Here is a 25,882-nt window from a genome sequence, read left to right as displayed (position 1 = left end):
TCCGGTGGACGCCTCGAGCTATATGGATATGCTTTTTTAATCTTGGAATTCCGATTCTTTTACCGCTCAACTGGCGCCTTTTTGATCGGTGACTATTTATGTCCGAGCGATGTGAGGTGCTGGTTTTAGGCTTGGGCGCGATGGGCGCCGCCACGGTTTACCAGTTGGCGAAAGCGGGGGTGAACGTCGTCGGAATTGACCGTCATCACCCGCCGCATAACCTCGGCTCCAGTCATGGCGATACCCGAATCACAAGGCTTTCGGTTGGCGAGGGCGCGCAATATGTGCCGATCGTGCGTAATTCGCATCGCATTTGGCGTGAGCTTGAGGCGTTGTCGGATGAGTCACTGTTCGAGCAATCCGGGTTACTGGTACTGACGTCGAGCGCCGAGTTCGATCCTGCAGATCAGAGCGACTTCACCTTGCGCACCATCGGCCTGGCACAGACCTACGGCATCGAGCACGAAGTCTTGTCCGCCGAGCAGATTCGCCAGCGCTTTCCTCAATTCGCCCACGTGCACGACTCGGCCATCGGTTATTTCGAACCCGGTGGCGGCTTCGTACGCCCGGAGCGCTGTATCGATGTGCAGCTCAAACTGGCCGAGCAGCACGGGGCGACGCTTTATAAAGGCGAGACCGTCACCGCAATCACCTCGGACGCGGACGGTGTCACCGTTACCACCGACCGCCGCACGCTGTTTGCCAACAAACTGGTGATCAGCGCGGGCAACTGGAGCGGCGAGTTGCTCGGCAAACCGTTTGAACATCTGCTCAGTGTGTACCGGCAGAAACTGTTCTGGTTCGAACTGGCAGAGAACGCCGGACTGGTGGGCCATTCACCGACGTTTATCCTGACCCACGGCCGTGGCGACGACAAAATCAACTACGGCTTCCCCGCATTACCCGGCGAGGGCAGTTTGAAAATCGCTACCGCGCAGTACCACACCGCATCGGCGCCGCAGGCCATCGACCGCACGGTTTCAGCAGCCGAAGCGCAGGACATGTACGAGCAGCAAGTACACAAGCGCATCGCCGGCGTGACCGCAAAGGTCAGCAAGTCCGCCGTCTGCGCCTACACCGTCACGCCGGATCGCCACTTCATCATCGACGAGCATCCGTCGCTGCAACACACGCTGTTCGTGTCGGCATGTTCGGGCCATGGCTTCAAGCATTCCGCGGCACTGGGCGAGGCGTTTGCACAGTGGTGCATGCGTGGCTCGACCGACCTGGATCTGTCCTCTTTCTCCCTGAAACGCTTCGAAGGAAAACTATCGTGAAACGTGTCGCGCTCTCCGTCGCACTGCTGGTCGCCGCCATGGGTTCTGCCTATGCGGAAACTTTGAAAATTGCTGTGGTGCCCGTGCCCCATGCCGAGATTCTCGAGTTCCTGAAACCTCAGCTGGCAAAAGAAGGCGTGACGCTCGACGTCAAAGTCTTCTCTGACTACATTCAGCCCGACCGGCAGACGGATGAAGGTTTGCTCGACGCCAATTACTTCCAGAGCAAACCGTATTACGAAGCCTACAAAAAGGATCGCCCGAGCAGCGATCAGGTGCCCGTCGTCGCGGTACACATCGAACCGTTCGGCGCCTATTCGAAGAAGATCAACAACATCAGCGAACTCAAGGATGGCGCCACCATTGCCATTCCCAACGATCCGACCAACTCCGGTCGTGCGCTGTTGCTGATCGCCAAACAAGGCCTGATCACCCTCAAAGACCCTGACAACATCATGGCGACGCGCCTGGATATCGTCAGCAATCCCAAGCACCTGAAGTTTCAAGAGCTTGAAGCGGCGATGCTGCCGCGCGTGTTGAATCAGGTCGATCTGGCTCTGATCAACGCCAACTACGCGCTGGAAGCCAAACTGGTGCCGCACAAAGATGCGCTGTTTATCGAAAGCTCAGAATCGCCGTACGCCAATTACCTGTACGTGCGCCGCGACAAGGCCAACGCGCCGGCGGTGCAGAAGCTCGGCGCATTGCTTAACTCGCCGCAAGTGAAGCAGTTCATTCTTGAGCGTTATCACGGCGATGTAGTGCCGGCGTTCTGACCACGTCAGGCCGTCACGTTCGATTCGGCAAAATGCACTTCAGTGGCTGCGCGCCCCGCCAGCCACGCGAGTACGGACGCGACGACCAGCACGGCAGCGCTCAGCTCGAATGTGACTTTGTAGCCGCTCAGATCAAAGGCCAAACCGCCGACGATGGCGCCGCCGGCGATCGCCAGTTGAACAATCGCCACCAGCATGCCGCCACCGGCTTCCGCATCATCCGGCAGCGTCTGCGCCAGCCATGTCCACCAGCCGACCGGCGCGGCCGTGGCGACCAATCCCCACAGTCCAAGCAGCACGGCCGTCAGCATTGCCGACTCGCCGAAGTTCACCAGCGCCAAAGCGATGCCGGCCATGATCAACGGGATAACCGTGAGCGTGCGGTAGAGGCCGCGGCCCATGAATCTTTCGATCAGAAAGGTGCCGATAAACCCTGCGAGTCCCAGCCCCAGCAGCATCAAAGACAGTGTTGAAACACTGACGCCGGTGACGCCCTCAAGGAACGGGCGCAGGTAAGTGAACAACATGAACTGGCCCATGAAAAACACGCTGACGGCGATCATGCCCAAGGCCACGGGCGGCTGACGCATCAGTTGCAGGGCGTTGGCGCCGTCGGCCTTGCGTTCGGCCTTGAAGGACGGAAGGCTGATCATCAACCACACCGCGGCCAGCGCTGCCACCGGCACCACACAGAAAAACGCACCGCGCCAGCCGATCAACGAACCGAGGAAGGCGCCCGCCGGGGCGGCGATCACCGTTGCGAGCGCGTTGCCACCGTTGACCATGGCCAGTGCGCGCGATACTTGATCAGGCGCCACCAGACGCATGGCGGTCGCCGCCGACAATGACCAGAAACCACCGATGGCGATGCCGATCAAGGCACGTCCGATCATGAATGACGGATACCCCGGCGCGAGCGCGACGATCGTGCCTGACACGATCATCAGCAAGGTCAGACTCAACAGCAATTTCTTGCGTTCAACGCGAGCAGCGATGCTTGCAATCAGCAGGCTGGTGATCAACGCGAACGCACCGGACACGGAAATGCCCTGACCCGCCTGGCCTTCGGTGATGTGCAAATCGGCAGCAATCGGCGTCAGCAGGCTGACCGGCATGAATTCTGAAGCGACCAGAGCGAACGCGGCCAGGGACATGGCCAGCACGGCGCTCCAGCCGCTTTTCTTTGTAGAAGGATCGGTAAGAGGGGTTGTCATGGAAACTACCTGTGTTGCGCGAAAAGCGTAGGAGGTGATACGCAGGGGTTGAAGCGATGGATGCCTGCAAGGGCATGCCCCTGTAACAGTTCGACACATTCTCCCGGTCGATCCGCCGCTGCTCTAGTGCATTCCTCTTGAATGCTTGCCTGATCCTCTGAGGATGCAGGGTTGTGGATAGGAAAGCTCGGTTGCGCGGACTACAGTTCGGTCAACAGGAGTGACCGACCATGATCCACATCACCCATCGCCATGAATCGCCGTTAGCGTTGCAGATTGACCCGCGCATCAGCGCACCGGGTGACCTCGCGACCTGCATACCCGGGCTGTCGTTGTTTCGCCGCGACCAGCCAGCGCCACCTGCCGTGTGCATGATCGAACCGAGCCTGATTCTGGTCGGCCGTGGCGAGAAACGCTTGTGGGTCGGAGGGGAGGGTTATCGTTACGACCCTTCGCGGTTTCTGGTCACGTCGCTGGATTTGCCCGCCAACTCCGAAGTGCTGCTCGCCAGCCCTGAGCAGCCCTGTGTCGGTCTGGTGTTGAAACTGGACATCGGCATGCTCGCCGAGGTCATCACCAAAAGTGGCTTGCCCGCCAAGCGGCAGCCATCCACAGGCACCGGCGCCGGCATTGGCAATGTGTCCTCGGCGCTGGAAGGCGCGCTTGATCGGCTGTTGGCCCTGCTTGATGAACCCGAGGCGATCCCGGTGCTGGCGCCGCTGATCCTGCGCGAAATCCATTACCGGCTCCTCAATACCGATCAAGGTTCACGCCTGCGGCAGATCACTGCGGTGGATGGTCAGGGCTATCGCATCGCCAAAGCCATCGACTGGCTGAAACTCAACTACACCGTTGCACTGCGCATCGACGATCTGGCCGCACGCGTGCAGATGAGTGCGCCGACTTTTCACCTGCATTTCCGCCAACTGACCGGCATGAGCCCGCTGCAGTACCAGAAGTGGCTGCGGCTCAACGAGGCGCGTCGGCTGATGCTGGTCGAGCGTCTGGACGTTTCGCGCGCGGCGTTTGCGGTCGGTTACGAAAGTCCCTCGCAGTTCAGCCGTGAATATGGCCGCCTGTTCGGTACCGCGCCCAGTCGCGACATGGCGCTGCTGCGCGGGCAACCAATCGAAGCAGAAGCGGCAAGTTAAACCACAGACACGCTTTACCGGGGATGCGCCTCGCCGCGCGTCACCGTTCATAACAATGCACGTCAACCGATGATAGAGCGGGTGAGCCATGGAATTACGAATCAACCAGAAGACCTATCAGGTCGATGCCGACGCCGATACGCCCTTGCTGTGGGTGATCCGCGATGACCTCGGCATGACCGGCACCAAGTACGGCTGCGGACTGGCGCAGTGCGGCGCCTGTTCCGTGCTGGTCGACGGCAATGTGGTGCGTTCGTGCGTGACGCCGGTGGCCGGCGTGGTCGGCCGCGAAATCACCACCATTGAAGCCATCGAGGCTGACGAAGTCGGCAAACGGGTGGTCTCGACCTGGGTCGATCTTCAGGTGGCCCAGTGTGGTTACTGTCAGTCGGGGCAGGTCATGGCCGCCACGGCGTTGCTCAAGCAAAACCCGCAGCCAAGTGACGCGCAAATCGACGCGGCGATGGTCAATCTGTGCCGCTGCGGCACCTACAACGCCATTCATGCCGCCGTGCATGAGCTGGCCGGCAAGAGGGACGCCTGATGAGCATCCGTATCGATCCGTCCAGTGAGGCATCCGCGTTCGCGCTGCACGAGCCGATCAATGTCTCGCGCCGACGTTTTCTGACCGGTACCGCCGTCGGTGCGTTGGTGCTTGGCTTCGGTCTGCCGCTCGGTTCGACCCGCGTGCAGGCCGCAACGGCTTCGGCGACTGCCGAGCGTGGCACGCAGGTGCCCGGCGTTTCTGGAAATTCGTCCGGACAACCGCGTGCGCCTGCTGTGCCCGTTTATGGAAGGCGGGCAGGGCACGTTCACCGCGATGGCGCAAATTGTCGGAGAAGAACTCGATGCCGACCCGGCGACCTTCCTCGTCGAAGCCGCACCGCCCGGTGAAGCCTACGTGGTTTTGGAGAACGGCATGCGCATCACCGGCGGCAGCATGTCGGTGCGCATGAGTTACCCGGTGATGCGCCGCCTCGGCGCACTGGCCCGCGCCATGTTGTTGCAGTCCGGCGCGGAAAAACTCGGCGTGCCGGTCGGCGAGCTGACGACCGAACCCGGTAAAGTCCTGCATGCCGCGTCGGGCCGGTCGTTGACCTACGGCGAACTGGCCGGGCGTGCGATGGATCTGCCGGTTCCCGATCCCGCCTCAATAACACTACGAGATCCGAGCCAGTTCCGCTGGATCGGCAAACCGGTGAAGCGCCTTGATGCCTACGACAAGTCCACGGGCAAGGCTGTGTACTGCATCGATCTGAAGGTCGATGACATGCTGCACGCCGCCGTTCAGCATGCGCCGCGTTTGGGCATGACGGTGGGCAAGCTGCGCAACGAAGACCAGGTCCAGGCGATGCAAGGCGTGCATTCCGTGCACCGTCTGCCGGGCGCCGTGGCAGTGGTTGCCGAGCGCTGGTGGCACGCGAAACGCGCGGTCGAGGCGATTCAGGTCGACTGGCAAGAACCAACCGCCGACAGCAAAGTCCGGCCGATGCCCGCCGACTTTTCCAGCGATGCCTGGCTCAAGCGCCTCGCTGAAGATAAAAGCCCCGCCAAAGATGATGAACATGAAGGCGACGTGGCGGGGATACTCAACGAGGCCAAGACGCGGATCGACGCCACTTACCACAATCAATACCTGAACCACGGTCAGTTGGAGCCGCCCTCGGCGCTGGCCAGATTCAATCCGGACGGTTCGCTGGAGGTCTGGCTGCCCAATCAGGCGCCGGACATGTTCCGCGCGGACATCGCCAAGCGCACCGGCCTGGATCCGTCGCGCATCACCTTGCATTCGCCGCTGCTGGGGGGCTTCTTCGGTCGGCATTTTCTCTACGATTCCGCCAGTCCTTATCCCCAGGCGATCGAGTTGGCCAAAGCGGTGGGTCGCCCGGTCAAACTGATCTGGAGTCGCGAGGAAGAGTTTCTGCGTGACGTGCTCCGCCCCGTTGCGGCGGTGAATTTCCGCGCCGCGCTGGACAAGGACGGCTGGCCGCTGGCAATCGAGGCGATCAGTGCCACCGAAGGCCCGACCGAGGCCCTCGCTGGCAAGCAGGGCGAAAAACTCGACCCTACCGCGCTTGAGGGGTTGTCGGGCAAATCCTATGCAATCGCCAACAAGCGAATCGCGCAGATCTATGTCAAAGGCCCGGCGATGCTCGGTTATTGGCGTTCCGTGGGCAATTCCCTCAACGACTTTTTCTACGAATCGTTCCTTGATGAACTGGCCGATAAGGGCGGTAAAGACCCGTTCGAACTGCGCCTGCATTTGCTGCGCGACAACAAACGTTTGACCACCTTGCTGCAAGCGGCGGGTGAGTTATCGGGTGGCTGGAAGCGCGGCCCGTTTACCGCCGAGGATGGCAGCCGCCGTGCGCGTGGCGTGGCCATGGCTTCGCCGTTCGGAACGCACACGGCGGTGATCGCCGAGGTGTCGATCGAAAACGGCCAGGTCAAAGTGCATGACATCTGGCAGGCGATTGACCCGGGCAGCATCGTCAATCCGGCGATTGTCGAGGCGCAGGTCAATGGCGCCGTGGCGTTGGGGTTATCGCAGACACTGGTGGAAGAGGCCGTTTGGCTGGATGGCAAACCGCGCGCGCGTAACTACGATTTGTACCCGATCCTGCCGCCTGCGCGGATGGCGCGGGTGCATGTGCGGGTCGTCGAGAGCGGGGAAAAAATGGGCGGCATCGGTGAACCGCCACTGCCCGCCGTCGCGCCAGCCGTGGCGAACGCAGTGGCAACCCTGACCGGGCAACGGGTTCGCAGCCTGCCCATGAGCCGACACACCTTCACTTGATCAGCGCCGGAGCGTCCATGAAAAACAGCCGATTCGCAAGAACCGCTGGCTGGCTGGCAGTGCCGTGCCTGGTCGCGGCAGGCCTGCTGGCCTGGTATGTCACCCGCGAGCCTGTCTCGCCTTTTGAAGATCACACGATCACTGCCGCCGACGTCGACCCGGCGCTGCTGGCTCGGGGCGAATACGTCGCCAGGCTCAGCGATTGCGTGGCTTGCCACAGCGTACCGGGCGCGGCCCCGTTCGCCGGCGGCCTGGAAATGGCCACGCCGCTGGGCGCGATTCACGCGACCAACATCACCCCGGATCCTCAAACCGGGATTGGTCGTTACAGCCTGGCCGACTTCGACCGTGCCGTGCGTCACGGCGTGGCACCCGACAGTCGCCGTTTGTACCCGGCGATGCCCTATCCGTCGTACGCCAAGCTCAGTGACGACGATGTACGTGCGCTGTATGCGTTCTTCATGAAAGGCGTGGCGCCGGTCAAACAAGCGAACCTTGCGAGCTCGATTCCCTGGCCGCTGAACCTGCGTTGGCCGATTGCCGTGTGGAACGGTGTGTTTGTCGACAGCGGATCCTACCTGCCCACATCGTCGCAAGATGAAGTGTGGAATCGCGGCGCTTACCTGGTGCAGGGCGCCGGCCACTGCGGCAGTTGCCATACGCCTCGCGGCCTGGCGTTCAACGAAAAGGCACTGGATGAATCCGCTGCGCCGTTCCTCGCGGGCGCCTTGCTGGACGGCTGGTACGCGCCGAGTCTGCGTGATGACCACAACACCGGGCTGGGCCGATGGAGCGAGGCGGAAATCGTCCAGTTCCTCAAAACCGGTCGCAATCGCCACGCGGTGGTCTACGGCTCAATGACCGAGGCGTTCAACAACTCCACGCAGTTCATGAGCGACGAAGATCTGACGGCCATCGCCCGCTATCTCAAATCGTTGCCTGGCGACCCGCAGCGCGACGGCCAGCCATGGCAATACCAGGCAGTTTCGGCAGCGACGCGTCTGGATTCTCCGGGCGGGCACACCTACGTCACGCGCTGTGCCTCGTGCCACGGCCTCGACGGCAAGGGTCAAGCGCAATGGATGCCGCCGCTGGCAGGCGCCACTTCTGCGCTGGCCAAAGAGAGCGCCTCGGCAATCAACATCACCTTGAACGGCTCGCAGCGCATCGTCGCTGCCGGTGTGCCGGACGCCTATCGCATGCCGGCATTCCGTGAGCAGTTGTCGGATCAGCAGATCGCCGAGGTGCTGACATTCATGCGCAGCACATGGGGCAATCAGGCCAGCGCTGTCGATGCGCAGTCCGTTGGCAAGTTGCGTGAACACACTGATCCAGCCAGCAGCAGCCCGATCATTTTGCACATGCGCTAGAGGAGTCAAACGTAGAACTCGCCGTCAGGCCAGCGGCACCTTTACCAAAAAAGAGGTGCCGTGCTCGGTGTTGGAGACAACCTCGATTGTTCCTTGATGTGATGCGACGATCTCGGAAGCTATGAACAGCCCCAGACCCAGCCCCTCGGAAGGCGGGTGATCAACGACCGAGCGTTGGGAAAAACGCCCCATGGGATTGAAAATAAACGGCAGTACATCCTCGGCAATAGGCTCTCCGCGGTTGTGCACGGTAAAGATTGCCGAGCGATCAGAGACCGCCAGCTGCACTTCAATGGGCGTCTGAATATCGCCATGCTGGACAGCGTTGCCGATGATGTTGGAGAACACCTGCTCCATACGCGGCCCATCAAATTTGCCTGCAACCGGTGCTTTCGCCGTGAATACAACGTTGGCGTCAGGGTGAAACGCTCGTATTTCATCGACGATGCGTTCACACAGCGGCGCTAGATCCAACGCCACCTTTTTAACAGGAATGCCTGGCCCCATCTGGCAACGGGTCAAGTCCAGCAAGTCGTCAACAATCTGATTCGCGCGTCTCACGCTGGTGAAAATCTGGTTCGCCCGTCGGGTACCGCGTTCTCCGACATCGGCAGACCGGCGCAGGCTGTCCGCACCCAGCAGAATGGCGCCTAACGGTGTGCGCAAATCATGGCCGAGGATGCCCAGAAAGATATTGCGTGACGCGTCCACGGCTCTTGAATAACTGGCAATGGATTCGGCGAGCGCCTGATCGATGGCTTCGTGGAAGCGGTTCATGTCGTCAGCATCGAAGGGCGTGCCGGACTTCACTTTGACCATCCACTGATTGAGCACGCTGGTTCTCAACGCCCGGTATTCCGACACCATCTGATCGATGGTAAACCCAGCCATCAACCGTGTGACGGCGTGGGTTTCGGCGGGCGTCTCTTCAGCGCTGCTGGGTCCATGCCCCAGAGATTTTGCGATTTGTTCCGAGCGTGTCTGTTGGGTTCGTAGATCTATAACGATGGCTTAGAGCATCTGGCCGGCATGATCGCGCAAGGCTTCACGATCCAGCGCCGCGCCGGGCGTTTCGATGGTTCTGGCGAAATCCTCCCACGCCTGAAGAATAGGCTCGATATGTTCAATGATGAAATCGGGGAGGCGCATGTCGGTAATCCTGGTGAGGGCTTATGAAAAGTCGCCGAGCGTTCGTTTCACAGCATGAACGATCCAGTATGCTCACTTTCGTCCGACACTGCGCACTCCGATCGCAGCATCCATCAGTCGGGTTTGATCCTGCTACTTTTCCAGGAACCGTTTCATGCGCTATCGACGACTCGATCTGAATCTTTTAGTGGCGCTGGACGCTTTGTTAAGCGAGTGCAGCGTCAGCCGCGCGGCTGAGCGATTACATCTCGGGCAGTCGGCGACCAGCTCGGCACTCGGGCGCTTGCGCGAGCATTTCAACGATCCGTTGCTGGTGCAGGTGGGGCGGCGTTTGGAGCCTACTGCGCTCGGCTTGCAATTGTTGCCCAAAGTTCGCGAAGCATTGGCGCTGACGCGTGAGATTGTCGATGCCCCGGTGGAATTTGACCCCGCGACCTGTACGCGGCAATTCACGCTGGTGGCATCTGATTACGTGATCGGCGTGCTGATGCCGGCGGTCAGTCGCGAACTTGCGCGCATCGCGCCCGGCGTACGGTTGAATCTGCGTGATTTGCCAGCACCGCGCGATGACGACGTTGTCAGCGAGGCGCTCGATTATCGGCGTAGCGATTGGGTGATCGTGCCCGAGCGGCGCCGAAACCCGGCTTATCCGCACGAAGCCATCCTTAGCGACCGGTTGTGCTGCATTGTCTGTGCGCAGCATTCGCGGTTTGTCGAAAGCCTGAACCTCGACGACTACCGCTCGGCCGAACATGTGGTGCGAGCCTTCGCCGACGGCCGAAACCTGTCGATGGACTCAGCTCACTTGCAGGAACAGGGCATTGAGCGGGACATCGCGGTATCGGTTGAAAGCTTTGCGCTGATCCCTGAATTCATCGTCGGCACGGCGCGGGTCGCTACCGTGTTTCGGCGTCAGGCGCAGCGTTTCGCTCAGCGCTATCACTTGCGCATCCTCGCCGCACCGCTGGTTTTTCCCGAAGCAGTACAGGTGCTGCAGTGGCATCCTTATCAGGATCTTGATCCGGCAATGAGGTGGTTTCGCAGCCTGCTATTGGAACAGGCCGCGTTACTCGATCAGCCTGTCACACAATCCCCGGTGTCGGCTTCAAGTCCTGCCTGAACGATCGCTTGCACGGCGCAGTGCTCATCATTGTCCGAGGTGTCGCCACTGATGCCGAGGGCGCCGATCAGCTCGCCGTCGGCATTGCGAATCAGCACGCCGCCGGCCACAGGAATCACTTCACCGTCGGTGAGGCTGTTGATTGCAGCAAAAAACGCTGGCATCGCTTGCGCCCGCCGTGCCAGCTCACGACCGCCAAACCCCATGCCCAGACAACCACGGGCCTTGCCGGTGGCGATCTGTGGACGCAGAAAACTGGCGTGCTGATCACGCAGCACTGCCAGCGGATGTCCTGCCGCGTCGAGGACAGCGGCCGCCATGGGTTTGAATCCGGCTTGCCGGGCGATCTCGATGGCGTGGCTGGCGATAAGCGTGGCGGTGTTCAGGTCGATTGCTTGCATGTCGATCGTTCTCATAGGGTCCATTTGCCCAATTGGGAAACGCGGTCACGGGTATACAGGTCGGTCGCATTTCAACGAGTTGAAATCTGACACTTGCTTGGGGTTGTAGGGGCTGCGTTCCATGCGCATCGGCTGTCCTGCCTTGTACACGGCTTTGAGACGCGAGCGATCCTGGAGGATGCGGATGTCCTGCAGCGGTGAGCCATCGAGTAACAGAAAATCCGCCTGTTTGCCCACCTCCAGTGTGCCGAGGGTTTCGCCACGCGGCATGCAGCGCGCGCCGACGGCCGTGGCCGCATGCAGTGCTTCGGCCGGGGTAAAGCCGAGACGGGTCACCAACAGCTCCAGTTCGCGAGCGTGCCATTCACCATAAGGTGTCACCGCAAAACCGCTGTCACTGCCGCAGGCGAACGGTACTCCGGCAGCTTTGGCGCGCTTGAGTACCGCCGAACCGACCTCCAGCGTGCGTGCGCAATAACCCGCGTAACCGGTGGTAATCGCCGGGTCGTGGGGCTGGCAAAAGTCCACGGTGTTTTGCGGAAAGGTCATTGTCGGCGCCAGAATGCTGCCAGCTTCGAGCAACGCTTCGATGCAGGCGTCATCCATGTAAAAGCCGTGAAAGACCAGATCAACCTTGGCCAGCGCGGCGTACATCACCGCTTCGCGACCGTAGGCATGGGTGGCGACTTTGCAGCCGAGTCGATGCGCCTCGTCGACCATTTCGCGGGTTTCATCGGCGGTGAATGCAGCGATGATTTCACCATCGGGCCGGCGATGCGTGCCGTCCATGGCAATCTTGATCAGGTCGACGCCGTCCTTGGCCTGCTTGCGGATTTCCGCCAGCGCTTCACTGCGACTGGTGACGAGGCGGGCAGTGAAAAACTCCGGTGCGCCCATGCGACTCGGAAACCAGTCGTTGAGACTCTGCCGATCGGCGATGACCCGGCTACTGGCGGCAATCCGGCTGCCCCTTCAAACAAGCCGGCGCCGATCGCATTGCGCACGGCGCATGCTCAGTTGGCCGCTGTCGCCGGGGCAGACCATGCTGGTGACGCCCGCCGCAAGGACATGCTGGGCGAAGAACATGCCCCGCAGCGCGCGAAATTCGTCGCCGTTGCCAGATGTCGATGTCCTCTTCGCTCTGCGCATTGCCGAAGGCCAGGTGGGTGTGCGACATCCACCAGCCCGGGCATGACGAAAGCGTCTGCGGCATCCACCACGTTGTCGCCGGCGCGAGGCTGCGGCGCTGAAACGCTAGGGCCGACGTAGCTGAACAAGCCGTTCTCGACAATCAGCGTCTGCTGCTGGCGCGTGTCGCGGCCAGTGCCGTCGAACAAGGTCTGACATTTGAGGTGCAGGCTGCTCATGGTGACTTCACTTTGTTGTGGTTGTACCGACGAGGCTAGGGCGGGGGAGGTTGGCAGACCAACAGATTGCATCGATGGCCGGGTATTGATGGCGTCGATGGCTGTACGGCGAATGGCGTTGGGCGGGACGCAAAAACGCCGGAGCAGCGCAAGGCTGTCCGGCGTTTCGGGTGAGCTTTGAAAACGTGTCAGGCGGTGCGACCACCTAGGGTTTCACTAACCCAGTCAGCAATGTATTGCCCGGCATTGATGCTGTTGTCGAAGCTCGAATGCTGCACGCCACCTTCACGTTCGGTGAAGATTTTCAGTTCGCATTTTGGGCTGTTGACCAGTTGTTCGTAGGTGCGATGCGCCCACTTCAATGGGATCTGTGAATCCTGCTCACCATGGGTCACGAGGAAGGGCACCTTGATCCGGTCGAGCACGCCATCGAGGTGCACGTTTTCGGCGATGGTCATGAACTCTTCGACGTCCTTGGCGCCCCACACCCAGCAGACATGCGCCCAATAATGCGGCACCGGGAAGCTGCCTTCTTTTTCCAGTCGACGTTTTTGCACATCACGCCAGTCGTGGTTGGGCGCCCCATACCACGCCGCAGGCGAAGCGTGGTTCGAATGCAACCGCGCGCGGGCAGTAATAGCCGCCCAACGAGACACCTTCGAGGCCGATACGTTTGGCATCAACGTCGCTTCGGGTTTCCAGCCAATCCACCACGCGGCTGGCCCAATGTTCACTGTCGAATCGTGCGGTCAGGCCATGCAGGCGCAGCGCTTCGCCGGTGCCCGGCTGGTCGATGATCAGTGAAGAGATGCCGCGTTTCGCCAGCCACGCTGGCAGACCCACGCGGTATTTCATCTCTTTGGTCGAGTCCAGACCGTTGACCTGCACCAGAATCGGTGCCGGCCCCTCGACGCCTTCGGCGCGCACCAGCAATCCGGAAAGATGTTTGCCTTCGTACGGAATTTCCACCCGTTCACAGTTTTCACGCGACAGTTCGACGCCGCGCTTGAAGGTTTGCAGGAAGCGTTGATAGAGCTCGGTACGCCCCGGTGCGCCGTGGGCTTGCAGGCGCTCGCAGGTCAAATAATAGGTGGCGGCGCGGTTGTATTTTTCGCCAGCCGAGAGCATCCGGCCGTTGCCTTCGTCTTCTTCGGCCAGACCGCAGAGCTTGTCGGCCATTTTCGCCCAGGTTTCGCGAAAGGCACGGGTGCCCGCCGCGTCTGGCTGTTTCGCAGCCTCTTGCAGCGGGGCGCACATCTCTTCGATTTCACCCATGCGGGCGCCCATTTCAATGGCCAGGTCGACAGAGAGATTCCAAACGTAGTTGGTCGGGAAATAGCGAAACATGATTATTGTTGTCCTTATGGTTGCCTTGGCATTCCCAAGGCACGTTAAGGATCACCCGACTAATTGGCCAATCGTGACGGCGGATACGAGGTATCGCGAGATACGATGGGCACGTGTTGCAGATGCTGAATGGATTCGCTGATGCGTTCGCGCAGCCAGCGGTGCATCGGGTCGCCGTCAACGCTGCGGTGCCACAACATGTACTCGCGCATGACCGGAATTTTCACCGGCGGCGGCAGGATGCGCAGCGGCAGATAGTGCGCGTAGAGGTTCGCCAGACGCTGGTGCATCGTGGCGACGCGCTGCGTGCCGACAATCAGTTGCGGCAGGGTATTGAAGTCGCTGGTGATCACTTCAATGCGCCGATTGAAACCGTATTGATTCATGAACCATTCTTCGATGCTCATGTGCCGGGTACGGCCAAAGCCCACCGAGACATGGCCCATCTGCATGTACTGCTCAAGGGTCAGGGTGTCGCCGACTTGCGTATTGCCTTGCCACACTACGCACACATGTTCTTCCTCAAAGAGCAGGCGCGAAGGGTGGCCGTCAATGATGTAGCGCTCGGGAACAATCATCAGGTCGACTTCGCCACGCACCAGCAATTCGCCGGAATTGTCGCTGGGGCCCAGCATTTCGAAGGTGATGTTGGGCGCTTCCTGGTGAATGTTCTGGATCACCTGGGCGAACAGCACGCTGATCAGATAGTCCGAGGTCACTAAGCGAAAATGCCGCTTGCTGGTGGTCGGGTCGAACACCGGTTTGGCGGTAATCGAAGACTGGATCGTCAGCAGGACTTCACGCACCGGTTTTGCCAGTTCTGTGGCATAGGGCGTGGGCTGCATCTTGCGCCCCACCTGAACCAGCAGCTCATCCTCAAAGTAGGTACGCAAACGCGCGAGCACGCCGCTGGTGGCGGATTGAGTCATGTGCAGGCGTTCGGCAGCGCGGGTGATGTTCTGCTCTTCGAGCAACACATCAAGCGCGACCAGCAGGTTCAGATCCAGATGGTTGAAACGCATGGGCAGGTCCGTTCTTGTATTTATTTTCGCAATACATTCGAACGAATCCATCGACACGTCAACCTTCGTCGCAGGTATCGCGTTTGCCGATAGGTCGCATCCCGACTCGCGATTAGTCAGGTGTCAGCCCTTGCGCCAATCTTCGCCGCAGTCGGCCCTGCAGCCGACACCACCACCGGTTTCCAGTCAGGCCCGGCGCGCTGCAAGGCGTCCATGGCGACAGTCACCGGATCATAATTTCAATGGAGTGGTAAGCCATGAACATCATTGGCCTTGATGCCCTGATTTTTGGCGTCGATGACATTCAAGCCTGCACCGATTGCCTGCGCGACTATGGCCTTACGCCGGTCGGCGTTGACAGCAACGGCGGGCGTTTCGAAGCGCTGGACGGTACCGCCGTAATTATCCGTCGAGCCGACGACCCTGACTTGCCGGCGGCGATCGGCCCGGCGCCGTCGATTCGCGAGACGGTCTACGGGGTCGCTGCGATCAGCGATCTGGATGCCATCGAAGATGAGCTGGCCCGTGACCGCTCCGTCCGTCGCGATCAGCACGGCGTGTTGCACAGCGTTGACGACATGGGGTTCGCCATCGCTTTTCAGGTCAGCGTGCGCAAGCCATACAGCGCGCCGGATGACCTGACCAACGCCGCCGGCCATGCGCCACAGCGGCCACTTAACCAACCGGGCATTACCCTCGATATGGGCGCCGTCCCGCGCACTTTGTCGCACGTGGTGTATTTCGTACCCGACGCGGCGAAAGCGGAAGCCTTTTACGCCGAGCGTCTGGGTTTTCGCACCACCGACACCTTCATTGGCGCCGGGCCGTTCATGCGCCCGGCCGGCTCTGACGATCACCATTGCCTGTTCATGATCCAGACCCCGCCGCACATGAAAGGCTGCGAACACTTCACCTTCCACATGGGCAGTGGCACCGAAGTGCTGCTGGCCGGAACGCGTTTCGAGCAAAAAGGCTGGACCAGTTTCTGGGGGCCGGGCCGTCACCTGTTTGGCTCCAACTGGTTCTGGTATTTCAACAGTCCGCTGGGCTGCCACATCGAATACGACGCTGACATGGACAAGCACGATGACGCCTGGGAGGCCCGTCGCGCGCCACTGTCGGCGGATAACTCGCAGCTGTTCCTGTTCAGCGCCAAAGAAAAATGGGCTCCCGGTGGGCCGCCACCGAAACTCGGTTGAGGCCGGCGCTGATCATGAGCGCTATTGCGCAGCCACTGTGTCGGCTGGACGAACTGGAGGAGGGCCGGGCGCGCGGGTTCGATCCGTTGGCGCAGGGCCGCGACAGCGTGTTTGCCCTGCGTCATGACCATCAGGTGCGGGTCTATCGCAACCGTTGTCCGCATCTGGACGTGCGCCTGGAGTATCGCAAGGACAAGTTCCTGTCCGCCGATGGCCAGTTGATCGTCTGCTACGCCCACGGTGCGCAATTTCTGCCGGCGACGGGCGAGTGCATCTACGGCCCGTGCCTGGGCCACACGCTGGAGGCGCTGCCGTTCTGCGAAAAGGACGGCTGGCTGCTGGTGCAAATGCCTGAAGGGGTGCCGCTGCCGGGATAAATCGAGGTATCGCGTACGGCGATACATCGCATCCTTACTCGCGATTAGTCAAATCCCTGCTTTGCCGGGAAGCTTCATCCAACGATGCCGTGCCCGACGCAGCATCGATCACAAGAATAAAAAGAGAGAACACCATGAGTGCAGTGAACAACGTTCTGATCGTGGGCGGTGGTATCGGCGGTTTGTGTGCGGCCATCGCCTTGCGGCGTAAAGGTATCGAGGTCGACCTGATCGAGCTCAAGTCCGAATGGACAGTCTATGGCGTCGGGATTATTCAGCAGAGCAACGTCGTCCGTGAAATGGCCAAGTTGGGCGTTCTCGACGGTTATCTGGACGCCGCTTATGCCTTCGAAGACGTCGCCATCTACGGCCCGGGCGGGCAGCAACTGGCGCGCATTCCGGGTCAGCGACTGGCCGGCCCGCAGTACCCCGCCAACGTCGGCATTTCTCGCCTGGCGCTGCACAAAGTCCTCAGCGAAACCGCGCTGCAACTCGGTGCCAACGTGCGTTTGGGCCTGAGCGTGGAAACGCTGGACGACAACGGCGCAGAGGTCGACGTGTTGTTTACCGACGGCAGTCGCGGCCGCTACGACCTGGTGGTTGGTGCCGACGGACTGTTCTCGAAAGTGCGCAGCCTGGTCTTTGGCGATGTCTACACCCCGCGTTTCACTGGCCAGTCGGTGTGGCGCTACAACTTTCCCCGAGCGCCACAGATTGACCATCTGGCCAACTATCAAAGCGCTGACGGCAACGCCGGGCTGGTGCCGCTGGCCGGCGACTTGATGTACCTGTTTCTGACGTCCCACGAGCCCTCCAATCCGTGGATGGATCCTGCCGATCTGGCCGCGCAGATGCGCCAGCGCCTGCAAGGCTTTACCGGGCTGATCGGCGAACTGCGCGAGCAAATCACTGAAAACAGCCAGGTCGTCTACAAGCCGATGGAAGTGGTGTTCGTCGATGAGCCGTGGCATCGCGGACGCGTGCTGCTGATCGGCGATGCGGCCCACGCCACCACGCCGCACCTCGGTCAAGGCGCCGGCATGGCCATCGAAGACGCGATTGTGCTCAGCGAAGAACTGACTCACGAGCAGTCCGCGACCACCAGCGTCGAGCAGCAGTTGCAGCGCTTCATGGCGCGGCGCTTCGAACGTTGCAAGTACATCAGCGAAAGCTCGGTGCTGGCCGGCGACAAGGAGATGCAACACGACCGCGCCTTCGATCGCATTGGCCTGGTCAAGCAAATGCTCGCGCGCACTGCCGAGCCAATCTAAGCCACACCTGCGCCTCATCCACAGCAGTTACCACTATAAAAACAAGAGGTTAACGCGATGGTTAGTTCTACGACTGCGGCGCTCGCGCGTCGCCCGGTCTGCTCGTCTGCACCCTTTGGTTTGAGCGTCGCTGCGCTGCTGGTGCTGTGCAGCCAGGCCGCTTTCGCTTTCGACATCGATACCGGCAACCCGGATTTCAAGCTGCGCTGGGACAATACGATCAAGTACAGCGCTGCCTGGCGCACGCAGAATCCCAGCAGCAAGTTGACCGAGGGTCAGGTCGCGCTCAACCAGGACGATGGCGATCGTGCGTTCAAAAAAGGCCTGATCTCCAATCGCACCGACATCCTCTCGGAGCTGGATCTGTCGTTTCAGGATTTCGGCGCACGCTTGAGCGGTGCAGCGTGGTACGACAGCGAGTACCAGGGCAACAACGACAATAACGATCCGTCCCGCGCCAACGCACGTTCGGTGGGCTACGACGAGTTCACCGACGACACCCGTCATTTGCACGGTGGTGACGGCGAAATCCTCGACGCGTTCGTCTACTGGAACGGTGAACTGGCCGACCGCGCAACATCGGTGCGCGCCGGCCGTCATGGCCTGATCTGGGGTGAAAGCCTGTTCTTCGGCGCCAACGGCATTGCCGGTGGCATGGCCCCGGTGGACGTGGTCAAGGCTCAGTCGGTGCCGAACACGCAGTTCAAGGAAATCACCCGTCCGGTCAATCAACTGTCGGGCACCTTCCAAGTGACCGATGACGTATCCCTCGGTGCGTTTTACCAACTGGAATGGGAAGAAACACGCTTGCCTGGCGCAGGCAGTTACTTCTCTACCAGCGACACCATCGGTGAAGGCAATGAACGCCTGATCGTCGGCGCGCCGTTTCCGGCGTTTCTGGGTGGCAACGCCAGCAGTCCGGCGGCGTTTTTCCATGGCAAAGACAAAGATGCCAAAGATTCGGGGCAGGGTGGCCTGCAACTGAAATACAGCGCAGAGACCGTGGAGTACGGTCTCTATGCCATTCAGTACCACGACAAGACCCCCAAGCTGTACCTCAGGCCTTCCACTGGCGCACCCAACTTCAGCACGGGCCAAATCGGCGATTACTACTGGGTTTATCCGGAAGACATCCGCGCGCTGGGTGCCAGTTTCTCCACCACCGTCGATGCCTACAGCTTTGCCGGTGAAGCCTCGATGCGCTGGAACATGCCACTGGTGTCCAACGGCGTCACGGTGCTACCGGGGGTTGCTGCCGACAACGACGACGATGCGCTTTATGCCGTCGGGCGCACCGCGCACATCAACCTCAACGTGATCGCTTCGTTCGGAACCGAACTTCATTGCCAAGGAGTCCGGATTCGTCGGTGAGGTCGCCTGGAACCGTCTGCTCAGCGTCACAAAAAACCGTGCCGCACTAGACCCCAACGCCACCGATGACGGTCTCGGCTTCAAGATGGTTTACACCCCGACTTATCGGCAGTTTTTCCCCGGCGTGGACATCAGCATTCCGGTTGGCCTGAGCTATTTCCCGCTGGGCAAATCAGCGGTTGTCAGTTCGTTCGGCGCAGATAACGGCGGTGACATGAATATCGGTATTACCGCGACCTACCTCGACCGTGTGACCGCCGGCCTGACATACACGCATTACTACGGCCCCGAGAACACCAACCTCAACGCGACCAGCCAATTCAATTTCCAGCAATCGCTGAAGGATCGGGATTACCTCGCCTTCTCCGTCAAGACCACGTTTTAAGAGGACTTGCGCATGACCTATAACAACAAAAATGCCGCGTTCACACCCAAAGCCTTGTGCTTCGCGTTGCTCACAAGCCTGGCGATATTGAGTCAGGGTGCCGCAGCAGCCACGGCTGACGAAGCAGCGAAATTGAACAAGTCGCTGACGCCGTTCGGTGCCGAGCGCGCCGGCAATGCCGACGGCTCGATTCCAGCCTGGGATGGCGGCTACACCAAGGTCGATCCGGCCTTCAAGGAGGGCGGCAAACGTAGCGATCCGTTTGCGGCCGACAAGCCGCTGTTCAGCATCACCTCGAAAAATCTGGCGCAATACGCCGCCAAGCTCAGCGATGGCACCAAGGAAATGTTCAAGCGTTTTCCTGACACCTATCGCATCGACGTCTATCCGACCCGTCGCACGGCCGCCGCACCGCAATGGGTGTACGACAACACTCTGAAAAATGCCACCCGCGCCAAGCTGGTCGACAGCAGCGCCGGGCCGGTGCCCGAAGGTGCGTTTGGCGGTATTCCATTCCCGATTCCGCATAACGGCGCGGAAGCCATGTGGAACCACATCCTCAACTGGCGCGGCACGTCACTGGCCATGCACTTTCGCCATTACCTGATGACCGCAGATGGCAAACAGGTGATGACCACCGACGGCCAGGCGATTCAGGACATGCCGTATTACTACCAGGACGGCACGCCGGAAAGTTTCGCCGGTGATTACTGGCTGTTCCGCCTGCTGAACGTCGGCCCGCCGTTGCGTGCCGGTGAGCAAATCATGGGGCGCACCAATATCAACGGCGACAAGTCCCAGGCCCACGTCTATCTGACCGGCCAGCGCCGCGTGCGCAAGTTGCCGAATGCCTGCTGCGACACGCCGACGCCGGCCACGGCCGGGGTGATGTCGTTCGATGAGTTGAGCGTGTTCCAGGGGCGCATCGATCGCTTCGACTGGAAACTGGTCGGCAAGCAGGAAATGTATATCCCCTACAACACCAACAAAGTCCTGACTGCCGGCAAACCGGAAGACCTGTTTCTGGCTCACCACATGAATCCTGATTACGTGCGCTGGGAATTGCATCGCGTGTGGGTGGTGGACGCCGAACTGGCGCCGGGCAAGCGTCACCAATTGCCGAAGGGCCGTTACTACCTCGACGAAGACACCTGGCAAGCGATGCTCGGCGATCGCTGGGACGCCAACGGCCAACTCGCCAAAACCTTGTGGTCGCTGCCCGCCGTGCTGCCGGATCTGCCAGCGCAGGCGCAGCTGTCTTCGGGTTTCTACGACCTGACCTCCGGCGCCTGGTTTATCCAGAACGTCTACACCGGCCTGCCTGAGCAATACGGCGTGGTCGATCGCTACAAGGCGTCGGAATTCTCGCCGGCGGCGATGGCGGGTGCCGGGGTTCGTTGAATCGGGCCGGATCGCGACACGGTGTGGCGATCCGGTTTCACAGGTGGTTTCGAGGTCGGTATGAACAGAATCTGTCAGGTGCTCGGGCGGTTGTTAGCGCTGCTGGCGCTGCCTTGCGTATTAACCGTGAGCCAGGCTCAGGCCGCTGCCGTCGGCGATGTATTGAATACGCCGGCGATGCGCGCGCCGCAGGCCCGGCAAGCGGTCTTGCTTGATCTGGCGCGGGCAGGTGCGCGGTTGGTGGCAGTCGGCGAACGCGGCATCGTCTTGCTCTCCGATGACAACGGGATCAATTGGCGGCAGGCGCAGGTGCCGGTGTCCGTCAGCCTTACCGCGGTGCAGTTTGTCGATGCCAACACGGGCTGGGCGGTCGGTCATGCCGGTGCGGTGCTGGTCAGCCACGACGGTGGCGAAAACTGGGCGTTGCAGCTGGACGGCAACCGCGCGGCGCAACTGGAATTGCACGCCGCACGCGAGCAAGTGCCGACAGCCACTGACCCCGACGCAGCGGCGGCGCGCGTGCAAACCGCCGAACGGATGGTCAGCGAAGGTGCGGACAAACCGTTTCTCAGCCTCAAGTTCACCGATGCACGTCACGGCCTGATCGTCGGCGCCTACGGCCTCGCGTTTACCACCGAAGACGGCGGCGTGAGCTGGCACTCGCTGATGGGCCAGATCGACAATCCGATGGGCGCGCACCTGTATGCCATCGCGCAACAAGGCGAGCGTTGGTTCATCGCCGGCGAGCAAGGTTATGTGGCGCGTTCCGAGGACGGCGGACAATCCTTCGTCGCGCTCGACAGCCCGTACAGCGGCAGTTTCTTCGCCCTGCAAGTACGCGATGACGGCGCGCTGCTGGCGGCAGGCCTGAAAGGCAACGCGTTCATTTCTACCGACGACGGCAACAGCTTCGTGCCTGCGCCCGTACCGATGCCAGTGTCCTTCAGTGAAGCGATTCGCACCGCTGACGGCCAGCTGTTGGTGGTCAATCAGGCGGGCGCGATGTTTCGCACCACGGGCGATGCACCAACCCTGCAGCCGTTCGGCAAACCGCTGGGCAAACCGATTGCCAGCGTCGTGCAGGCCGCCGATGGCAGCCTGGTGCTGGCCGGTTTTACCGGGTTGACGCGCCTGGCGTCGCCCACCGCTACAGCTTCGGAGTGAGGTTATGAAACCATTCGACAACGCCACGGCCAGCCTGGCGAGTTTCGACCCGCGCTCCGGCTCGGTCGTGGAACGCACTTTGTTCAATCACCGGTTGTGGGTGTTGCTGGTGTGCCTGGTGACCACGCTCTTTTTGGGCTATCAGGCCACGCGCGTCGAGCTGAACGCCAGTTTCGAAAAGATGATTCCCACGCAACAACCCTACATCGCCAATTATCTGCAACATCAAAAGCAACTCAGCGGTCTGGGCAACTCTCTGCGCATCGTCGTCGCCAATCGCCAGGGCGATATCTACGACGCTGAGTATCTGAAAACCCTGCAGGCGTTGAGCGACAAGCTTTACCTGCTGCCGGGCGTTGATCGCGCCTACATGAAATCGCTGTGGACGCCGGCAACTCGCTGGGTCGCAGTGACTGAAGACGGACTGGATGGCGGCCCGGTGATCCCCGACGATTATGCCGGCACACCGGCCAGTCTCGAGGCCTTGCGCCGCAACGTGCAGCGCTCCAACGAGCTCGGCCAACTGGTAGCGTTCGATCAAACCTCGAGCATCATTTACGTGCCGTTGCTGGCCACGACTGCCGACGGTCAGGCGCTGAATTACTCGGTGCTGTCCGAGCAACTGGAGGCGTTGCGCAGCCAGTATCAGAACGAAAAGATCGACATTCACATCACCGGTTTCGCGAAAAAGGTCGGCGACCTGATTGCCGGGCTCAAGCAGATCCTGCTGTTCTTCGCCGTAGCGATCCTGATCACCACCGCCGTACTGTTCTGGTACACACGTTGCCTGCGCAGCACGTTGCTCGTGGTGTTCTGTTCGCTGGTGGCGGTGGTCTGGCAACTGGGGCTGTTGCCGTTGCTCGACTATCAGCTGGATCCGTATTCGGTGCTGGTGCCGTTTCTGGTGTTCGCCATCGGCATGAGCCACGGCGCGCAGAAAATGAACGGCATCATGCAGGACATCGGTCGCGGCATGCACCGGGTGGTGGCCGCGCGCTTCACCTTTCGACGGCTGTTTCTGGCCGGGCTGACGGCATTGCTCTGCGACGCAGTGGGTTTTGCCGTGTTGATGCTGATCAAGATCCAGGTGATTCAGGATCTGGCCGTGATCGCCAGCATCGGTGTGGCGGTGCTGATTTTCACCAACCTGATTCTGCTGCCGGTGTTGCTGTCCTATGTCGGCGTAACGCCGCGTGCGGCGCAATTGAGCCTGAAGAGCGAGCAGAACGATCAGGCCGGCGCGCGGCGTCATGGCTTCTGGCGTTTTCTCGATCTGTTTACCCAGCGTCGCTGGGCCAGCCTGTGCATCGCCATCAGTCTGGCGTTGGCGGCATTGGGTTTTGTGGTCAGCCTGCAATTGAAGATCGGTGATCTCGATGCCGGCGCGCCGGAGCTGCGGGCCGACTCACGCTACAACCAGGACGATGCGTTTCTGACCCGGCATTACGGCGCCAGCAGTGATTTGTTCGCGGTGATGGTCAAGACCCCGGCCGGGCAATGTGCGCGTTACGACATCCTTGCCAAGGTTGATGCGCTGGACTGGCAACTGCGTGCGCTGCCGGGGGTGGATTCGACCAACTCGCTGGCCTTGCTCAATCGACGCATGCTGGTCGGCCTCAGCGAAGGCAGCGCAAAGTGGTACGAGCTGCAGAACAATCAGGCGATGCTCAATATGATCACCGCCAGTGCGCCACGCGGTTTGTACAACGAGGATTGCAGCCTGCTGACGCTGTACGCCTACCTCACCGACCACAAGGCTGAAACGCTGACGCGGCTGGTCGAGCACGTTGAGCAATTCGCCGCCGCCAATAACGACAAGGACGTGCAGTTCCTGCTGGCAGCGGGCAATGCCGGCATCGAAGCAGCGACCAATATCGTGGTTAAGCAGGCCAATCGCGAGATGCTGTTCTGGGTCTACGGGGCGGTGATCGTGCTGTGCCTGATCACCTTCCGTTCGTGGCGCGCCACGCTGTGCGCGGTGATTCCGCTGATGGTCACCTCGATTCTCTGCGAAGCATTGATGGTCTGGCTGAACATCGGCGTGAAGGTCGCTACGTTGCCGGTGATCGCGTTGGGTGTCGGCATTGGCGTCGACTATGCGTTGTATGTGATGAGCATCCTGCTCGGTCATCTGCGCCAGGGTGCGAGCCTGTCAGAAGCCTATTACCGCGCACTGGTGTCCACCGGCAAAGTGGTGATGCTCACCGGCATCACGCTCGCCATTGGTGTGGCCACGTGGATCTTCTCGCCGATTAAATTCCAGGCTGACATGGGCGTGCTGCTGGCGTTCATGTTCGTCTGGAACATGGTCGGCGCGCTGCTGCTGTTGCCAGCGCTGGCGTACTTCCTGCTGCCTGCACGGCGGACGAACACCGACGCAGAAACGCCGGCGGAGGCAGCCGATGTGGCCGTGCCGTCGCGAGCTGTGGCGGCAGATGTTGTTCAATCGCGTCATCGGGAGACCTGTCATGGCCGTTGAGTCTTCATTGGGAAACAGCGACCGCCGCGCCGGTTTGACGCAATCGTTGCTGTTGCTGTTCGGCAGCTGTCTGCCCGTGCTCGGCGCAGTATTGCTCGCACCGGTATTGCCGCGCATGCAGGCACATTTTGCCGAGGTCGCCGGCAGCACCGTGCTGGTGCCGATCGTGCTGACCCTGCCGGCATTGATGATTGCACTACTGGCGCCGTTTGCCGGGGTCATCGCCGACCGGCTCGGGCGCAAACCGCTGTTGTTGGCGAGCATGGCCCTGTACACGCTCTGCGGTGTGTTGCCGCTGTGGCTGGATTCGCTGCCGGCGATTGTCGCCAGCCGGGCCGGAATTGGTCTGGCGGAGGCGGGGATCATGACCTGCTGCACAACGCTGATGGGCGACTACTACAGCGGCGCCCGACGCGAGCGCTTGTTCGCCTTGCAGATGGTCGCGACGTCGCTCTCTGCAGCGGTGTTTATCGCGCTGGGTGGTTTTCTTGGCCAGGACGACTGGCGCACACCGTTTGCGCTGTACGCGGTCGGGCTGATTTTCCTGCCGCTGATGGCGTGGAAACTCTGGGAGCCGCAACCCCGCGTGCAACCAGCAGCAATGGTGCCGGTGCCAGCCCCGCGCGTTTTTCCGTGGCGCGCACTGACGCCTCTGTATGGATTATCGCTGTTCGCGGGCCTGAGCCTGTTCATTGTGCCGGTGCAGGCCGGCTACTTGCTCAACTTGTTGCACGTGGATGCGCCGCAGCAGATCGGCATGACCATGGGCGCCAATCAACTCGGTGTGCTCGCCGGGGCCTTGAGTTTTCGTCTGTTGAGCGGTCTGCGCAGCCAGCATGTGTTGCTGATTGCCTATGGCCTCGCGGGTATCGGCGGCCTGTTGATGGCCGCTGCCGGCAGCCACGCGCAAGTGGTGGTCGCGGTCTTGGTCAACGGGCTGGGCATCGGCCTGATGTTGCCGACGTTGATCACCTGGATCATGGCGCAAGTCGGTTTTGCTCAGCGTGGGCGAGCGGCGGGGTGCTTCACCGCGGCGATTTTCGCCGGCGAATTCATCAGTCCGCTGGTGGTACTCGCCATCACTGCCGGGGCTTCCACGGCGTTGCCGCAAGCGTTGGCCATGATCGGTTGGCTGCAACTGGTCGTGGCACTGTTTTGTCTGTCCGTGCCGAGGCTCGGTGGTCTGCTGACCCGCCCCAATGTTGGCGGTCACGACTCCATCGGCAACGGCCATTGAACGAGGA

At 61.0% G+C, this 25,882-nt stretch carries 16 protein-coding genes and 5 pseudogenes; 15 read left to right on the top strand and 6 right to left on the bottom strand.

Annotation, left to right across the window (positions count from 1 at the left end; all coding sequences use genetic code 11):
• The first annotated feature begins 98 nt into the window (after positions 1 to 98).
• Both solA and ACZZ0D_RS10745 read left to right on the top strand, forming a co-directional pair.
• A complete protein-coding gene (gene solA / locus ACZZ0D_RS10750; protein WP_463553187.1) occupies positions 99 to 1,277 on the top strand; it encodes an N-methyl-L-tryptophan oxidase in 1,179 nt (392 codons plus the stop codon).
• A complete protein-coding gene (locus ACZZ0D_RS10745; RefSeq protein ID WP_156316147.1) occupies positions 1,274 to 2,053 on the top strand; it encodes a MetQ/NlpA family ABC transporter substrate-binding protein in 780 nt (259 codons plus the stop codon). The genes solA and ACZZ0D_RS10745 overlap by 4 nt, the downstream gene beginning before the upstream one ends.
• Positions 2,054 to 2,058: 5 nt before the next feature.
• Here the strand turns inward: ACZZ0D_RS10745 and ACZZ0D_RS10740 are convergent, their stop codons facing one another.
• Positions 2,059 to 3,267 (bottom strand): MFS transporter, encoded by a 1,209-nt coding sequence (locus ACZZ0D_RS10740; RefSeq protein WP_463553186.1) that lies wholly within the window; start codon positions 3,265 to 3,267, stop codon positions 2,059 to 2,061.
• Positions 3,268 to 3,497: 230 nt separating this feature from the next.
• Between ACZZ0D_RS10740 and ACZZ0D_RS10735 the strand changes: the two genes are divergently transcribed.
• From ACZZ0D_RS10735 to ACZZ0D_RS10720, 4 genes and pseudogenes are all read left to right on the top strand, one after another.
• Positions 3,498 to 4,418 (top strand): AraC family transcriptional regulator, encoded by a 921-nt coding sequence (locus ACZZ0D_RS10735; RefSeq protein ID WP_463553185.1) that lies wholly within the window; start codon positions 3,498 to 3,500, stop codon positions 4,416 to 4,418.
• 88 nt (positions 4,419 to 4,506) lie between these two features.
• Positions 4,507 to 4,962 (top strand): (2Fe-2S)-binding protein, encoded by a 456-nt coding sequence (locus ACZZ0D_RS10730; RefSeq protein WP_053120137.1) that lies wholly within the window; start codon positions 4,507 to 4,509, stop codon positions 4,960 to 4,962.
• A pseudogene (locus ACZZ0D_RS10725) lies at positions 4,962 to 7,215 on the top strand (xanthine dehydrogenase family protein molybdopterin-binding subunit). Before ACZZ0D_RS10730 ends, ACZZ0D_RS10725 begins: the two are co-directional and overlap by 1 nt.
• 17 nt (positions 7,216 to 7,232) lie before the next feature.
• Entirely contained in the window at positions 7,233 to 8,585 is a 1,353-nt protein-coding gene (locus ACZZ0D_RS10720) for a c-type cytochrome (protein ID WP_463553184.1), read from the top strand.
• A gap of 24 nt (positions 8,586 to 8,609) precedes the next feature.
• Here the strand turns inward: ACZZ0D_RS10720 and ACZZ0D_RS10715 are convergent.
• Positions 8,610 to 9,734: pseudogene (locus ACZZ0D_RS10715) on the bottom strand (ATP-binding protein).
• Positions 9,735 to 9,888: 154 nt separating this feature from the next.
• Here ACZZ0D_RS10715 and ACZZ0D_RS10710 point away from each other — a divergent pair.
• On the top strand, positions 9,889 to 10,854 hold the full coding sequence (locus ACZZ0D_RS10710) for a LysR family transcriptional regulator (RefSeq protein ID WP_463553183.1): 966 nt from the start codon (positions 9,889 to 9,891) through the stop codon (positions 10,852 to 10,854).
• Here ACZZ0D_RS10710 and ACZZ0D_RS10705 read toward each other — a convergent pair.
• The 4 genes and pseudogenes from ACZZ0D_RS10705 to ACZZ0D_RS10690 all read right to left on the bottom strand — a co-directional run bounded on the left by ACZZ0D_RS10705 (position 10,809) and on the right by ACZZ0D_RS10690 (position 14,991).
• The gene (locus ACZZ0D_RS10705; RefSeq protein WP_463553182.1) at positions 10,809 to 11,255 is read right to left on the bottom strand and encodes a GlcG/HbpS family heme-binding protein; all 447 of its coding nucleotides are present in this window, start codon (positions 11,253 to 11,255) and stop codon (positions 10,809 to 10,811) included. The two genes, ACZZ0D_RS10710 and ACZZ0D_RS10705, sit on opposite strands and share 46 nt — an antisense overlap.
• Before the next feature lie 11 nt (positions 11,256 to 11,266).
• Positions 11,267 to 12,622, bottom strand: a pseudogene (locus ACZZ0D_RS10700) (metal-dependent hydrolase family protein).
• 188 nt (positions 12,623 to 12,810) lie between these two features.
• Positions 12,811 to 13,969, bottom strand: a pseudogene (locus tag ACZZ0D_RS10695) (alpha/beta hydrolase family protein).
• Positions 13,970 to 14,028: 59 nt separating this feature from the next.
• Positions 14,029 to 14,991: a LysR family transcriptional regulator gene (locus tag ACZZ0D_RS10690; RefSeq protein ID WP_463553181.1), complete on the bottom strand. Its 963-nt coding sequence runs from the start codon at positions 14,989 to 14,991 to the stop codon at positions 14,029 to 14,031.
• Positions 14,992 to 15,248: 257 nt separating this feature from the next.
• On the opposite strand from ACZZ0D_RS10690, the gene ACZZ0D_RS10685 reads away from it, so the two are divergent.
• The 8 genes and pseudogenes from ACZZ0D_RS10685 to ACZZ0D_RS10650 all read left to right on the top strand — a co-directional run bounded on the left by ACZZ0D_RS10685 (position 15,249) and on the right by ACZZ0D_RS10650 (position 25,875).
• Positions 15,249 to 16,190: a VOC family protein gene (locus tag ACZZ0D_RS10685; RefSeq protein ID WP_463553180.1), complete on the top strand. Its 942-nt coding sequence runs from the start codon at positions 15,249 to 15,251 to the stop codon at positions 16,188 to 16,190.
• 14 nt (positions 16,191 to 16,204) lie between these two features.
• Entirely contained in the window at positions 16,205 to 16,567 is a 363-nt protein-coding gene (locus ACZZ0D_RS10680) for a Rieske (2Fe-2S) protein (RefSeq protein WP_400748199.1), read from the top strand.
• Positions 16,568 to 16,701: 134 nt separating this feature from the next.
• A complete protein-coding gene (locus ACZZ0D_RS10675) occupies positions 16,702 to 17,838 on the top strand; it encodes an FAD-dependent oxidoreductase (RefSeq protein ID WP_463553179.1) in 1,137 nt (378 codons plus the stop codon).
• Between the two features lie 57 nt (positions 17,839 to 17,895).
• Positions 17,896 to 19,594, top strand: a pseudogene (locus tag ACZZ0D_RS10670) (DUF1302 domain-containing protein).
• 12 nt (positions 19,595 to 19,606) lie between these two features.
• Positions 19,607 to 20,995 carry a DUF1329 domain-containing protein gene (locus ACZZ0D_RS10665; protein WP_463553178.1) on the top strand — a complete coding sequence of 463 codons (1,389 nt, stop codon included), beginning with the start codon at positions 19,607 to 19,609 and terminating at the stop codon, positions 20,993 to 20,995.
• Between the two features lie 60 nt (positions 20,996 to 21,055).
• Positions 21,056 to 22,159 (top strand): WD40/YVTN/BNR-like repeat-containing protein, encoded by a 1,104-nt coding sequence (locus tag ACZZ0D_RS10660; protein WP_401237880.1) that lies wholly within the window; start codon positions 21,056 to 21,058, stop codon positions 22,157 to 22,159.
• 4 nt (positions 22,160 to 22,163) lie between these two features.
• Positions 22,164 to 24,638 carry an efflux RND transporter permease subunit gene (locus ACZZ0D_RS10655; protein WP_463553177.1) on the top strand — a complete coding sequence of 825 codons (2,475 nt, stop codon included), beginning with the start codon at positions 22,164 to 22,166 and terminating at the stop codon, positions 24,636 to 24,638.
• A complete protein-coding gene (locus ACZZ0D_RS10650; protein ID WP_463553176.1) occupies positions 24,628 to 25,875 on the top strand; it encodes an MFS transporter in 1,248 nt (415 codons plus the stop codon). The genes ACZZ0D_RS10655 and ACZZ0D_RS10650 overlap by 11 nt, the downstream gene beginning before the upstream one ends.
• Positions 25,876 to 25,882 lie beyond the last annotated feature (7 nt).

The sequence above is a fragment of the Pseudomonas sp. AC193 genome (assembly GCF_979258075.1).
The sequence above is the reverse complement of the archived record's forward strand: the minus strand, read 5'-3'. Positions and strand labels throughout refer to the sequence as shown.